Here is a 14,437-nt window from a genome sequence, read left to right on the forward strand (position 1 = left end):
CGGCCGGGCGCCGGGCCGGGACCGGTCCTGCTGGGTGTGCGGCACCACGGGCCGGGCTCGGCGCGAGCGGTGCGGGAGGCGCTGGACGCCTGCCGACCTGCGATGGTGCTCATCGAGGGGCCACCGGAGGCGGACGCGCTGGTGGGCCTCGCCGCCGACGAGCGGATGAGGCCGCCGGTGGCGCTGCTGGCGCACCTCGTGAACGACCCGGGGCGCGCGGCCTTCTGGCCGCTGGCGGAGTTCTCGCCGGAGTGGGTCGCCATCCGCTGGGCACTGGCCCACGAGGTGCCGGTGAGCTTCATCGACCTGCCCGCCGCGCACTCGCTGGCGCTCGCCGCCGCCGGCCCGGGGAAGCCCGAGGCGGTCGAGCCGGAGGCGGTTGAGCCCGAGGCGGCGCGCCCCGATGGGGCGGCGGCGGACTCCGACGTGGCCGAGGACGACGCGTGCGGCGGCGATCGGGCCGCCGGTGGCCCGGATGCCGGCGGCCCGGCCGGCGATGGCCCGTCTCGGGGCGGCCCGGCAGTGAGCGGTCCGGCCGGCGGTGTCCCCTCCGCCGGTGAACCGGCCGGCGCCGGCCCGGACATCGGCGCGACCGGCGTCAGCCCGGATGCCGGCGGTCCGGCAGCCGGTGCCCCCTCCGGCGACGACCTCGCCATTGGTGACGACCCCGCCACCGGCGACGACCCCGCCACCGGTGACCCGTCCGGCGGGGACACGGAGGCGGCCGACGCGCGTGTGGACCCGTTGGCCGTGCTCGCCGGGGCGGCGGGGTACGACGACCCGGAGCGCTGGTGGGAGGACGTCGTGGAGCACCGCCGCGCGGCGGCGTTCCAGGAGGCTGGAGACGTCGACGCGGACGACAGCCACGCCGCCCGTGCGCTGGCCCCGTTCGAGGCGCTGGCCGAGGCCATGGCCGAGTTGCGCGCCGCGTACGGGCTCGGGGGCCACTCCCGCGACGCCGTGCGGGAGGCGCACATGCGGCTGCGGCTGCGCGAGGCACGGCGGGAGTTCGGGGACGCGGTCGCGGTCGTCTGCGGGGCGTGGCACGTGCCGGCGCTGTCCCAGAAGACCACCGTGACCGCCGACCGCGCCCTCCTCAAGGGGCTGCCCAAGGCCAAGGCGGAGTTGAGCTGGGTGCCGTGGACGCACCGCCGTCTGGCCCGGCACAGCGGCTACGGCGCCGGCATCGACTCGCCCGGCTGGTACGCCCACCTCTTCCACGCGTCCGACCGCCCCGTGGAGCGTTGGTTGACCCGGGTCGCCACCCTGCTCCGCGCCGAGGACCACGCGGTCTCCTCCGCCCATGTCATCGAGGCGGTGCGGCTCGCGGAGACGCTGGCGGTCATGCGCGGCCGCCCGCTGGCCGGACTGACGGAGACCCTGGACGCCGTCCGCGCGGTGATGTGCGAGGGCTCCGAGGTGCCGCTCGCCCTGGTCCACGACCGCCTGGTGGTCGGTGACGAGCTGGGCGAGGTGCCCGACTCCGCACCGGCCACCCCGCTCCAGCGGGATCTCACCCGCGCTCAGCGTTCGTTGCGCCTCAAGCCGGAGGCGCGGGAGCGCGAGCTGGACCTGGACCTGCGCAAGGACACCGACGCGGCGCGCGGCCGGCTGCTGCACCGGCTGCGGCTGCTCGGCATCGACTGGGGCGTCCCCGCCCGCTCCGCGCGGGCCAACATCGGCACCTTCCGCGAGACCTGGCGGCTGTGCTGGGAGCCGGAGCTGTCGGTACGGGTCGCCGAGGCGGGGGTGTGGGGGACCACCGTGCCGTCCGCCGCCACCGCCAAGGCGGAGTCGCTGGCGGCGGGGGCGTCGACGCTCGCCGAGATCACCGAACTCGCCGAGCGGTGTCTGCTCGCCGGCCTCTCCGACGCGCTCCCCGTCGTGATGCGCGCCCTGGCCGACCGCGCCGCGCTCGACGCCGACGTCGGGCACCTCGCCCAGGCCCTGCCCGCCCTGGTCCGCTCCGTGCGCTACGGCGATGTGCGCGGGACCGACACGGCGGCGCTCACGGACGTGGCCGCCGGTATCGCCGAGCGTGTGATCGTCGGCCTGCCGCCCGCCTGCGGCGGGCTCGACCGGGACGGGGCGGCCGAGATGCGCCGCCATCTGGACGCCGTGCACCAGGCGGTCGGCCTCCTCGCCGAGGCGCGGTCCGGCCCGGTGACGCCTGCCGCGAGTGATCCCGGCGACCCGTCCCCAGCCGGCGGTGACGACCCGGGCCGGCTGCCGCCCCCGCACGTCCGTTCCGACATGGACGGGCTGGACGCCCGGTGGCGCGGCGCGCTGCGTGGGCTGGCCGACCGGGACGGCGTGCCGGGGCTGATCCGCGGCCGGGCGGCGCGGCTGCTGCTGGACGACGGGGCCCTGGCCGAGGGGGAGGCGGCGCGGCTGATGCGGCTGGCGCTCTCGCCGGGCACCGCGCCGCCCGAAGCGGCCTCCTGGATCGAGGGCTTCATCGGCGGCGGCGCGGGCGGCGGGATGCTCCTGGTGCACGACGAGCGGCTGCTGGCCCTGGTGGACGGCTGGCTGACCGGTGTGCCGGCTGACTCCTTCACAGATGTGCTGCCGCTGCTGCGCCGCACGTTCTCGGCGTACGAGCCCGGTGTCCGCCGCACCCTGGGCGAGCTGGTCCGCCGCGGCCCGGTCGACCGGTCGGGGGTCGCGGGGGCCGGCGGCGCCCCGCGCACCCCGCCCGCGCCCGGCTTCGGCCCGGAGCTCGACCCGGCGCGCGCGGCCGCCGTGCTGCCGACGCTCGCCCTGCTGCTGGGCCACCACCATCCCGGCGGTCCTCTCGACGCCGGCGGTCTCCGCGATGCCGGCGGTCCCGGTGGTCTCCGCGACTGCCCCGACGCCGGTGGTCACCCTGATGCCGGCGGCCGCCTCGACGCCGGCGGTCTCCGCGATGCCGGCGGTCCCGGTGGTCCCGGTGGTCTCCGCGACTGCCCTGGCGCCGGTGGTCATTCCGACGTCGGCAGTCGCCCCGGTCCCGGCAGCCGTCCCGGCGCCGGTGGTCATTCCGACGTCGGCGGTCGCCCCGACTCCGGTGGTTGCCGTGAGGCCATCGCCACGACGACCGGCGCGGAGGTGCGCGCATGACCAGTGAGGTGAGCGACATGACCGACGTGACCGGGGCCACCGCGGAGGGGTGCGGCCTCGACGCCGCCGACATTGCCGACACCGCTGAGGTCCGCGAGCGGCTGCGCCGTTGGCGGCTGGTGCTGGGCGGCGGCGGGGGCGACGCGGCCGACGGCACGGGGTGCGTGCTGGGAAGTCGGGACGCCGCGATGGACCGAACCCTGGAGGCGCTCTACGGGGGCGACGGCAGCAGGGGCCCCGGCGGCCCCGGTGGCCCCGGTGCGGCCGCCGCGGGCGGTGGGGCCGCGCGGTCCGCGGGGCTCGGCGGGTCCGCGCCCCAAGTCGCCCGCTGGCTCGGCGACATCCGCGACGACTTCCCCACCTCGGTGGTCCAGGTCATGCAGCGCGACGCCATCGACCGTCTCGGGCTGTCGGCGCTGCTGCTGGAGCCGGAGATGCTGGAGGCGGTCGAGGCGGACGTGCACCTGGTGGGCACGCTGCTCTCGCTCAACAAGGCGATGCCGGAGACCACGAAGGAGACCGCGCGGGCCGTGGTCCGCAAGGTGGTCGAGGACCTGGAGCGGAGGCTCGCGTCCCGCACCCGCGCCACGCTGACCGGGGCGCTGGACCGCTCGGCCCGGGTCAGTCACCCGCGCCACCGTGACATCGACTGGAACCGCACCATCCGGGCCAACCTGAAGAACTACCTGCCGGAGCACCGCACGGTCGTGCCGGAGCGGTTGGTCGGCTACGGCCGGACGGCGCACGGGGTGCGGAAGGAGGTCATTCTCTGCGTCGACCAGTCGGGCTCGATGGCGGCGTCCGTCGTATACGCCGCGGTGTTCGGCGCCGTGCTCGCCTCGATGCGCTCCATCGCCACCCGACTGGTCGTCTTCGACACCGCCGTCGTGGACCTCACCGACCAGTTGGACGATCCGGTGGACGTGCTGTTCGGGACCCAGCTGGGTGGGGGCACGGACATCAACCGGGCGCTGGCGTACTGCCAGTCGCGGATCACCCGACCCGCCGACACCGTCGTGGTGCTGATCAGCGATCTGCACGAAGGCGGCATCCGGGCCGAGATGCTGAAGCGGGTGGCGGCGATGAAGGCGTCGGGGGTGCGGTTCGTGTCGCTGCTGGCGCTGTCGGACGAGGGCGCGCCCGCGTATGACCGGGAGCACGCGGGGGCGCTCGCGGCGCTCGGCGCGCCGGCCTTCGCCTGTACACCAGACCTGTTCCCGGAGGTGATGGCGGCCGCGATCGAGAAGCGTCAACTGCCCATACCGGACAAGGCGCCGCATCGGTAACCGGGGGGTTGCGCGGCCCCCCGTCCCTCGTGCAAGGATCAAGCCACCGGCCGGAACGTGTGGTCATCCGTTCGCCCGGCCAATCCAGACTCCCCGTCGCCACCCCCGTCGTAGCGCGCAGGCCCGCCATGCCGGGCGCCGCGGCGCACCGTCGTTCCCAGGGAAGGTTCCGCTCGTGTCCGTCGCGTTCACCGTCTCCGCCGCCGTGCGCCCCTCGCGCACGGTCGCGGCGCGGCGGGCGCTGCTGACCGTGCTCCTCCTCGGGGGCTTCCTCGCGCTGGCGTTCATCCTCGGCGGCAGCGCTCAGGCCGCGGAGCGGGGCGAAGGGACGGAGGTCCCTGTCGGCGCGGGCCGGCCAAGCGTCTCCCCGGCGCCCGACACCCGGGCGTCCGGCGTCGACCACGAGGTCGACGCCACCGAGACCCGTGACGGAGCAGGGGACGCGGCCGCCGTGCGCCGTCCCCGCTCCCTCAGCCCCGTCAAGGTCGTCGAGGCGACGCACCGGCGGACCGTGGAGCGCGTCGAGTCCACGGCCGAGACCGTGCGGGCCGTCGAGACGGTGCTGCGGGAGGCCGTGCGGCCGGTCACCGAGCCGGTGGAGCGCATCGCCGCGCCGGTCGGCGAGGTGGTGCGCGACACCACCGGCGCCCTGCCCGCGAACCCGGTCGGCGACGTCGGTCCCGGGGCGGGCGAGGACGCCCGCCCGGTCGACCCGACGACGCCGGATGACGTGGCCCGACCGGCGGCCGACGGCCGTGCGACGCCGGACGTCACCGCGTCCGACCGCCGTGCGGCGGGGTCGACCGACGCCGCCAACGCGCCTGTCTCTCCAAGCAATTGGGACGTTCCCGTCCCGTCAGCCGATGTCGCCGACGATGCGCCGCGTCCCGTGGCGCGGGTGGCGGACGGCCGGTCTCGCGACGGGGAGTCCCCGGTGCCGAGCCGACTCCCGCGGGCCCCGTACGGGACGGTGTCCTCGTCCGCCGGCGACGGCGGCGCCCCTCGCGGCGGGGACGCGCCCGCCGCCCTGCCGCCGTCCGGCGTGGCCCGCTTCGGGCTGGTGCCCGGCGCGGTGAGCGGCGACAGCTCCGCGCCGACGCGCGAGCGCTACCACGAAATCCTCGAATTCCCCGGCTAGGGCAGACCGTCTCCCCCGTCTGCTGAAGACCTGCCGCGCGGGGGCGGGACAGGTCTGCCCGTTCGCCAACTCCACGAATTCGAAGGACTTTTCTTCACCATGCGTACCAACCTTCGCCGTTCCATCCTCGTCGCCGCCGCTGCCACCGGAATCTGGGCGCTGGGCACCGCGGCCGCCAGCGCCGACGAGCGTCCCGAGGCACCGGTGACCGACGCCGTGACCAGCACCGTGAGCGGCGCCACCGACACCGCCAAGGGCGCGCTGCCGGCCGAGGGCCTGTCGACCGAGGGCCTGTCGACCGGTGCGCTGGACGGCGTCACCGACACCGCCGACCTGGGCAAGGTCACCGACCTGGGCGAGGCCGCGGACCTGAGCAAGGCGGCCGACCTGAGCAAGGCGACCGACCTGGGCAAGACCGCCGACCTGAGCAAGGTGACCGACCTCGGCAAGACCGCCGACCTGGGCAAGGTCGCGGACCTGAGCAAGGCGACCGACCTCGGCAAGGCGACCGAGCTGGGTAAGGCCGGGGATCTGGGCAAGGCGGCCGACCTGGGTCAGGCCCGGCGGGTGGTGGACGGGGCGGTCGAGCGCGCCGGCGACGTCGCCGACCTCGACGGTCTGTCCGGTGAGGTGCCCGGCGCGCTGCCGGGCATCCCGGTGGTCGGCTCGCTGCCGTCCGTCCCGGCGGTCCCGTCTGTTCCCTCCGCCCCGTCCATCCCCTCCGTGCCCGGCGCCCCGACCCTGCCCGCCGAGCTGCCGACCGAGCTGCCCTCGCTTCCCGAGGTGCCCGCCGGCCCCGGCTCCGCCGGTGATCTGCTCGCCGCGCTGGCCGGTGCCGGCGTCCGTCCCGAGCAGCTGACCGGCACCGCGCAGGGCGCCGTCGCCCAGACCCGCCCGACCGTCGACCGGGTGGCCGACGACGTGCTGCCGCCCGTCGCGCGCCCGGTCGTCGTCGAGGCGGTCCCGGTGGCCGAGCGGGCCGCCGGCGACACCGGCGCGCTGGCTGAGCACGCGACCGGAGCCACCACCCCCTTCGCCCGGACCGTGGCCGGCGGGGCGGTGTCCCTCACCACCGGCGCCACCGAGGGGGCCTACGACCTCGCGGGCGGGGTGACCGGCGATGTGCGGGGGCTCGCGGGCGACGCGACCGGGTCGGCGGGGGTCCTGGCCGGCGACGCGACCGGTGACGCCCGCACCTTCGCCGACGGAGTGACCGCCACGGCCGCTCCGTACGCCCAGGTCCTGACCGCCACCGCGGCCGCGGACGGCCAGCGCGCCGCCGGCAACGCCGTCTCCGGTGCCCAGCGGATCCTGCCGGCCGTCCCCGCCGACCTCGCCGACCTGAGCAACGCCGCGAACATTCCGGCGCTCCCGGCCCTGCCCACCGGAGCCGACCTGCCGACGGCCCTCCCGGCCGTCGACGGCGTCCCGGCGACCCTCCCGACGCTGCCCGCGACCGGCGGCCTCGGCCTCTGATACACCCGTGCCGCCATTCGGCCGTACGGCGGTACCGCCGAATGGCACGGGCGCGACGGCGCTGACTCGACCGACCGGGCGACCCCCTTTGGGGAGGGGGCTGCCCGGTCGTCGCTTATGCCCCCGATGACCCCTACCGCATTCGAATGCATGGCCCGTACCCCGATCTGTGACCGTAATCACCGCGTGAGTGTGACCTGTGATTTAGGGACCCAGGTCCCACGGGGATAACCTGCGAGGCGGACATGCCGCGTACCCGGCGCACGTGTGCCGCCCTCGTCAAAGATCGCGTCCTCACGCTGCCACCGCGGCACGCCCGCGCAGACAACGAACCGCGAAATCCAGGAAAAGGGACGGACGCGCGTGGACCTGTTCGAGTACCAGGCGAGGGACCTCTTCGCCAAGCACGGTGTACCGGTGCTGGCCGGTGAAGTCATCGACACGCCTGAGGCGGCGCGCGAGGTGACCGAGCGGCTCGGCGGCCGGTCGGTCGTCAAGGCGCAGGTGAAGGTCGGCGGCCGCGGCAAGGCCGGTGGCGTCAAGCTGGCCTCCGACCCGGAGGACGCGGTCGAGAAGGCCGGTCAGATCCTGGGCATGGACATCAAGGGCCACACGGTCCACAAGGTGATGCTGGCCGAGACCGCGCCGGAGATCGCCGAGGAGTACTACGTCTCGTACCTCCTCGACCGCACCAACCGCACCTTCCTGGCCATGGCCTCCGTCGAGGGCGGCATGGACATCGAGGAGGTCGCGGCCACCAAGCCCGAGGCCCTCGCCAAGATCCCGGTCGACGCCAACGAGGGCGTCACCGCGGAGAAGGCCCGCGAGATCGTCGCGGCCGCGAAGTTCCCGGCCGAGGTCGCCGACCAGGTCGCCGAGGTCCTCCAGACGCTGTGGAAGACCTTCATCGCGGAGGACGCGCTCCTCGTCGAGGTCAACCCGCTCGCCAAGGTCGCCGACGGCCGCGTCATCGCGCTCGACGGCAAGGTCTCCCTGGACGCGAACGCCGAGTTCCGTCAGCCGGGCATGGCCGACCTCGAGGACAAGGCGTCGGCCAACCCGCTGGAGGCCGCGGCCAAGGCCAAGGGCCTCAACTACGTCAAGCTCGACGGCGAGGTCGGCATCATCGGCAACGGCGCGGGTCTGGTCATGTCGACCCTCGACGTCGTCGCCTACGCCGGTGAGAGCCACGGTAACGTCAAGCCGGCCAACTTCCTCGACATCGGTGGCGGCGCCTCCGCCGAGGTGATGGCGAACGGCCTGGAGATCATCCTGGGCGACCCGGACGTCAAGTCCGTCTTCGTCAACGTCTTCGGTGGCATCACCGCCTGTGACGCGGTCGCCAACGGCATCGTGCAGGCCCTGGAGCTGCTGAAGTCCAAGGGTGAAGAGGTCACCAAGCCGCTGGTGGTCCGCCTCGACGGCAACAACGCCGAGCTGGGTCGCAAGATCCTGACGGACGCCGACCACCCGCTGGTGCAGCAGGTGGACACCATGGACGGCGCGGCCGAGCGCGCCGCCGAGCTGGCTGCGAAGTAAGGGACGAGGGACACCACAACCATGGCTATCTTCCTCACCAAGGACAGCAAGGTCATCGTCCAGGGCATGACCGGCTCCGAGGGCCAGAAGCACACCCGCCGGATGCTCGCCTCCGGCACCAACATCGTCGGTGGCGTGAACCCGCGCAAGGCCGGCACCACGGTCGACTTCGACGGCACCGAGATCCCGGTCTTCGGCTCCGTGGCCGAGGCCATCGAGCAGACCGGTGCGGACGTCACCGTCATCTTCGTCCCGGAGAAGTTCACCAAGGACGCGGTCATCGAGGCGATCGACGCCGAGATCCCGCTCGCCGTGGTGATCACCGAGGGCATCGCGGTCCACGACACCGCCAGCTTCTGGGCCTACGCGGGCGAGAAGGGCAACAAGACCCGGATCATCGGCCCGAACTGCCCGGGTCTGATCACCCCCGGCCAGTCCAACGCCGGCATCATCCCGGCCGACATCACCAAGCCGGGTCGCATCGGCCTGGTGTCGAAGTCCGGCACGCTGACCTACCAGATGATGTACGAGCTGCGGGACATCGGCTTCTCGTCCTGCGTCGGCATCGGCGGTGACCCGATCATCGGCACCACCCACATCGACGCGCTCAAGGCGTTCCAGGACGACCCCGACACCGACCTGATCGTGATGATCGGTGAGATCGGCGGCGACGCCGAGGAGCGGGCGGCCGACTTCATCAAGGCCAACGTCACCAAGCCGGTCGTCGGCTACGTGGCGGGCTTCACCGCCCCCGAGGGCAAGACCATGGGCCACGCGGGCGCCATCGTCTCCGGTTCGTCCGGCACCGCCCAGGCGAAGAAGGAGGCCCTGGAGGCCGCGGGCGTGAAGGTCGGCAAGACGCCGTCCGAGACGGCGCGGCTGGCCCGGGCGGCCCTGGCGGGCTGATCCCGACCGCAGCGAGGCCGTGGGCCCGTACCCCTCCTGGGGTACGGGCCCACGGCCTTTTTCCGGCCCAACTCCCCTTTGTTTCACGTGGAACGTGCGTTCTGTCCGGGTGCGGTCGCGGGTGTGGGTGTGGGTGAAGGCGTCGGTGAGGCTGTGGGGCCGGCCGCGGGGGAGCCCGCCGGCTCGGGGCGGACCGGCTCCGAGGCCGGGGTCTCCGCGTTCCGGGTGACCGCGACGGTCAGCCCCATCAGGACCAGGAAGAGGACGGCGCCGGCGATGGCGGCCCGCGTCCAGCGGCGCACGGCCCGCTCGCTCGCCTGTCGTACGGCTCGGGCCGCCCGGCGCGGCGCCGGCTGCCCCGCGGCCAGCGCGGTCAGTTTCTCGCGGAGGATCCGGCTCTGCTCGGTGGGCGACGCGTCGTGCAGTTCGGGCAGCGGATCGGTGAGCGCCCGGTGCCCGCGGATGATCCGGTTGGCTGTGGCCGGCGTGCTCGCCTGCGACTCGGCGGCGGTCTCGGCCAGGCCGAGAGCGAGGCCGTCGTAGAGCACCAGGGCGCGGCGGTAGGAGGCGGGCAGCGTGAGCAGTGTGCCGAACAGCGGTGGTGGGCCCGCGGCGCGGCGCCACCAGCGGCGGAGGAGCCACCGCCGGCGGGTGCGCGGCCGTCGGCGCCAGGGCGCCAGCGCGTAGTCGTGCGCGGCGGCCCGTATCCATCCGCCGGGGTCGCGGTCCACGGCCACCTCCGGCCAGCGCCGCCAGGCCAGCCGGAAGGCGTGCTCCACCGCCCGCCGCGCGGTGCGCGGGCAGCCGGTGAGCAGATACGCCTGCCGCGCGAGCGGCGCGGCATGCCGGTCGTAGAGCGCGTCGAAGGCGGCCGCGGGGGTGCCGGGGTGAGTGCCGGCGGGGCTGTCGGCGGAAGCGGGGGCGGGGGCGGGGGCCGGTGCCGGAGTCGGTGCCGCGGGAGCCGCCGCCGGTACGGCGGGGAGCGGCAGGGTGTCCTCCAACTCATCGTCCGGCGAATCATCGTCCGGCGACTCATCGTCCGGGAGCGGCTCGGAGGCGGTGCCGGGATCGACCGAGTGGGCGGCGGCGCGGGCGCGCGGTCTTGGGCCCGGTGCGTCGGTCGGTGCGTCCGTCGGTGCGTCGGCCGCCCAACGGGGTGTCGGGCGTCGGCGTCGGACCGTCCCCGCCTGCGCGTCGGACTGCGTCCCGGTGGCTTCGGCCGCCGGGTGGGGCTTCGCGGGTGCCCTGGTGGCCGCCCGGGGCGTCGTTCGGGTGCCGGTCGACGCCTTGGCGCCTCGGCCGATGCCCTCGTCGGCCCTGGAGTTCGCCCTGGCGTTCGCCCTTGGGCTCGCCCTCGGGTCGGACTCCCGGTGTGCGTGCGGGCCCAGGGTGGCCGTGGCGGTGGACAGACCGGTGCCGTTGCCGGTGTCGGCGGATATGCCCGCTTGGGCTCGCCGGCGGCGGCTCGCGTGCTTTCTGCTCATGCCGATGCACCACCGCAGAAGTAGTCCAAAACGTGCATAACCATATCTTGGGCGACACGTCGGATATTCGCCCGCTGCCGGGGCGAAACGGTGGTTATTGGCAGCATGGCCATGTGACCCAAATGTCCGACCACAGCCCTCCGTTGTCTCCGCCCTCCCCGTCTGAGCACCTCGTCTCCCGCGGCTCGTCCGCCGCCGGGCAGGCGTTCCTGGGCGGGGTGATCGCCGCCGGGCTGGGCCTCGGTGTGCTCGCCGTCGCCGTACTGCTGCTGTGGATCGTGTCCCCGTACCCCGACAACGGCCCCGGCAGGGCGCTGCACGTCGCGGCCGACCTGTGGCTGCTGGCGCACGGGGCGGAGCTGGTACGCGCCGAGACGTCGTCCGGCGCGGCCGCGCCCATCGGAGTGACGCCGCTGTTGATCAGTGTGTGGCCGTGCTGGCTGCTGTACCGGGCGGCGCGGGGCGCGCTGGAGCCGCCCCGGCTGGAGCCGCCCGCCGGGGCGGCGGACGTGGACGTGGCCGGGGCGGTCGATGCCGTCGCGGCCTGGCGCGGCCTGGCGCCGCGGGCCGCGCTCGGCTGGGTGACCGGCGGCTATCTGCTGGTCGGAATGGCCGCGGTGGCGTACGCGGCGGAGGCCGGGCCGCTACGGGTGGCGCCGCTCAGCGCCGTGCTGTGGCTGCCGTTGGTGTCCGTGTCCGTCGCGGCCGTCGGGGTGTGGGCGGGGGGACGGCGGTTGCGCGTGCCGCTGCCCGCCGTGGCGTACCGGCTGGTCGAGCCGGTACGGGAGCGGCTGCCGCGCCTCCGATCGCTGCTGCGCCGGGTGCCCGGGGCCGCACGGTGGGAGGTTCGACGGCTCCGGCGCCGGCCCGGCGCGGAGTGCTGGCCGTCGCGCGCCTGCCGGGCGGCGGCCCTACGGGCGGCGGCCGGGGCGACGCTCGCGCTGCTCGGCGGCGGTGCGGTGCTGGTGGTGGTCTCGCTGATCGGTCACGCGCACGCGGTGCAGCAGACCTTCGGCGAGCTCTCCGACGCCTGGACGGGGCGCTTCGCGGTGCTGCTGCTGGCGCTGGTCCTGCTGCCGAACGCGATGGTGTGGGCTGCGGCGTACGGGCTGGGGCCCGGCTTCACGGTGGGCGCGGGCAGCGTGGTGGGCCCCCTCGGTGTGTCGGCCCGGCCGCTGCTCCCCGACTTTCCGCTGCTCGCCGCGCTCCCGGAGCCGAGCGCCCGAGGCGGCCCGCTGGTGTGGTCTCTCGCGGGCCTGCTGCCGCTCGCCGCCGGGCTGTCGGTGGCGTGCTTCGTCGGCGCCGCGGCGACCCGCCGCAGGCCCGCCTGGCACTGGCACGAGACCGCCCTCGCGGCCGCCTTGGCGGCGCTGGGCTGCGGGATCGGCACGGCGCTGCTCGCGGCGTTCGCCGGCGGCCCGCTCGGCTCCCGGGCTCTCGCCCACTTCGGCCCCAGCTGGTGGCTGACCGGCGCCGCGGCGTTCGTCTGGGCGGCGCTCATCGGCGTGCCGGGCGCGTTGGTGTTGCGGGGGTGGCGCCTGTGGCGGCTCTGGCGACTCCTCCGGCGCGGCGCCCCGGAGTCCACCCCCGGAGGGGACGCCCCCGCCGCCCCCGCGCTCATCCCCTCCGCACCGGCCGTCGCGCGGCCCGCCGCTGTCCCGACCGCATTCGTCGCCGCCCCTCCGGGACCGGAGTGCGTCGACGTGCCCGAGGCCGACGAACCCTTCGCGGAGGCGGCGACGGCGGACACCGGGCGGCCCAGGTCCGCCCTCGACGCGCTGTTCGACGCCCAGCTCGAAATCGAGGCGGACGGGGAGATCGACGCCGGGCCCGAGGTCGGCGCCGATGTCGGCACGGTCACCCATGCCGGCGCTGTCCCCGATGTCGACACCGTCACCCATGTCGATGCCGCAGCGGATGCCGCAGCCGATGCCGACGGCGCGGCCGAGAGCGCTGCCGGTGCCGGTGCCGGTGCCGGTGCCGGTGGCGGTGGCGGGGTCGAGTCCGGTGCCGGGGTCGTGGAACCCGACGGTGCGCTGGGGAAGGGCGTTCTGGGCGACGGTGCGGCGCTGGCCGGCGAGGAGGACGACACCGAGGAGGGGCTTCCGCGCCGACGCCGCTGGTGGGAGCGGCGGCGTGACATCTACGGAGACGACGACGAGTTCTAGCGTCGAAGAGGCGCCGCCGGTCGTGCCGGGCCCGCTCCAGCGGGCCGCCGCGCGCCGCGCGGTGCCGGAGCGCAGCTCGCCGGGCCGTGTTCGGACAGCGGCCGCCGCCCCAGCCGGGGTGCGGTGCCTCGCGGGCCGGCCCGGCCCAGCGCGAAACGGGCCGGGCCGGCCCGGCCCGAAACGCCGCCGCCCCCGCCAACGGCCCGGCAGGGCGGTCGGCGGGGGCGGCGGGCAGGGCCGGCGGTGGGTGGTCAGTCGTCCGTGGAGAGCAGCGGGCGGAGCTGCTCGGGGAGGATCTGTTCGCAGGCCTGACGCGACTCATGGGTCAGGGCGTCGTCCACGCACGTGTAGTAGTCGCTGTAGACGAACTGGAAGGCGTACGTCGCCGCGACGATGGCCAGGGCGATGCCGCCGGCCACCAGGCCGCTGATGGCGGCGACGGACTGCGGCTTCGCTCCGTTGGCGCGAGGGGCCGGCAGGGGCGCGCGGGTCGCGTCGGGGGCGGGCGGCGGGGCGTCGACCGCCGGTCCGGCCGCCGTCGGCGCCGGCCGGGGCTTGGCCCGGAGCGAGCTGATCGCCCAGTACAGGGCGAGCGCGCCCAGCAGCAGGGCGATCTCCGTCAGGCTGAAGAGCGCGAAGAAGAACGCCCACATGCCCGCGAGCAGCGCATAGCGCGCCCGGCGCTGGACCGGGTCGGTCGGGTCCCAGCGGAGTCCGCCGGACCCGTTGCGCTGGCCGCCGTTCTGGCCGGGGGCGCGGTTGCCACCGGGGCCGCTCCCGAAGCCGCCGTTCTGGCGGCGCGGCTGGCGGCTGCTCCACTGGCTGCCCCACACCGGGGGCTGTTGCTGCGGGGGCTGCTGCGGCTGCGGCGGCACCTCGCCGGGCTGGCCACCCGGCCGGCCCTCCGCGTCACCACCGGAGCCACCGGAGCCGTTGCCCGACCCGTCACCGGAGCCGTTGCCCGACCCGCCGCCGTGCCCGTTGCCCGACCCGCCGCCGTGGCCGGCCCCGGCACCGCCGGACCCGCTGCCCGAGCCGGCCCCCGTACCTCTCTGTCCCGCGCCGGTGTCTCCCGCACCGGCACCCGTGCCGGCACCCTCTCCGCCGTTCCCCGGCGGGTACTGCGGGAACTGCGGGGACTGCCGTGGCTGCCACGGTCGGTCCGGGCTGCCCTCCGGCGGCGGGGCGAAGGGGTTGTCGTGATCCTGGCCCCCGGGAGACGCGGGGGAGGAGGGCGGGTGCTGCTCCCGCATCAGCGGCGAGTGAGCCGCGTGGCGGCGTCGGTCCGGCATGTGGAGTGTGTCTTCCCCTTGTGTCGTCGTCCCGCACACATCGTGTCGT

The 14,437-nt window shown here is 75.5% G+C and carries 9 protein-coding genes; 7 read left to right on the top strand and 2 right to left on the bottom strand.

The genetic code is table 11. From position 1 onward, the window contains the following. Window positions 1-36 precede the first annotated feature (36 nt). The 6 genes from LRS74_RS19250 to sucD all read left to right on the top strand — a co-directional run bounded on the left by LRS74_RS19250 (window position 37) and on the right by sucD (window position 9,444). Entirely contained in the window at window positions 37-3,099 is a 3,063-nt protein-coding gene (locus LRS74_RS19250) for a DUF5682 family protein (protein WP_277744829.1), read from the top strand. Window positions 3,100-3,116: 17 nt separating this feature from the next. Beyond that, a complete protein-coding gene (locus LRS74_RS19255; RefSeq protein WP_277744830.1) occupies window positions 3,117-4,385 on the top strand; it encodes a VWA domain-containing protein in 1,269 nt (422 codons plus the stop codon). Window positions 4,386-4,560: 175 nt separating this feature from the next. Next, window positions 4,561-5,523 (top strand): hypothetical protein, encoded by a 963-nt coding sequence (locus LRS74_RS19260; RefSeq protein WP_277742155.1) that lies wholly within the window; start codon window positions 4,561-4,563, stop codon window positions 5,521-5,523. 99 nt (window positions 5,524-5,622) lie between these two features. Continuing rightward, window positions 5,623-6,999 carry a hypothetical protein gene (locus LRS74_RS19265; RefSeq protein ID WP_277742156.1) on the top strand — a complete coding sequence of 459 codons (1,377 nt, stop codon included), beginning with the start codon at window positions 5,623-5,625 and terminating at the stop codon, window positions 6,997-6,999. Window positions 7,000-7,362: 363 nt separating this feature from the next. After that, window positions 7,363-8,538 carry an ADP-forming succinate--CoA ligase subunit beta gene (sucC, locus tag LRS74_RS19270; protein ID WP_277742157.1) on the top strand — a complete coding sequence of 392 codons (1,176 nt, stop codon included), beginning with the start codon at window positions 7,363-7,365 and terminating at the stop codon, window positions 8,536-8,538. Between the two features lie 21 nt (window positions 8,539-8,559). Beyond that, on the top strand, window positions 8,560-9,444 hold the full coding sequence (gene sucD / locus LRS74_RS19275; protein ID WP_277742158.1) for a succinate--CoA ligase subunit alpha: 885 nt from the start codon (window positions 8,560-8,562) through the stop codon (window positions 9,442-9,444). An 83-nt stretch (window positions 9,445-9,527) separates the two neighbouring features. On the opposite strand, the gene LRS74_RS19280 is transcribed toward sucD, so the two are convergent. Beyond that, complete coding sequence (locus LRS74_RS19280; protein WP_277742159.1) at window positions 9,528-10,928, bottom strand: DNA-directed RNA polymerase sigma-70 factor; 1,401 nt, start codon at window positions 10,926-10,928, stop codon at window positions 9,528-9,530. Between the two features lie 122 nt (window positions 10,929-11,050). Between LRS74_RS19280 and LRS74_RS19285 the strand changes: the two genes are divergently transcribed. Then, on the top strand, window positions 11,051-13,096 hold the full coding sequence (locus LRS74_RS19285) for a DUF6350 family protein (protein ID WP_277744831.1): 2,046 nt from the start codon (window positions 11,051-11,053) through the stop codon (window positions 13,094-13,096). Window positions 13,097-13,347: 251 nt separating this feature from the next. On the opposite strand, the gene LRS74_RS19290 is transcribed toward LRS74_RS19285, so the two are convergent. Continuing rightward, on the bottom strand, window positions 13,348-14,388 hold the full coding sequence (locus LRS74_RS19290) for a hypothetical protein (RefSeq protein ID WP_277742160.1): 1,041 nt from the start codon (window positions 14,386-14,388) through the stop codon (window positions 13,348-13,350). Between the last annotated feature and the right edge of the window lie 49 nt (window positions 14,389-14,437).

Source organism: Streptomyces sp. LX-29, from assembly GCF_029541745.1.
Lineage (GTDB): Bacteria > Actinomycetota > Actinomycetes > Streptomycetales > Streptomycetaceae > Streptomyces.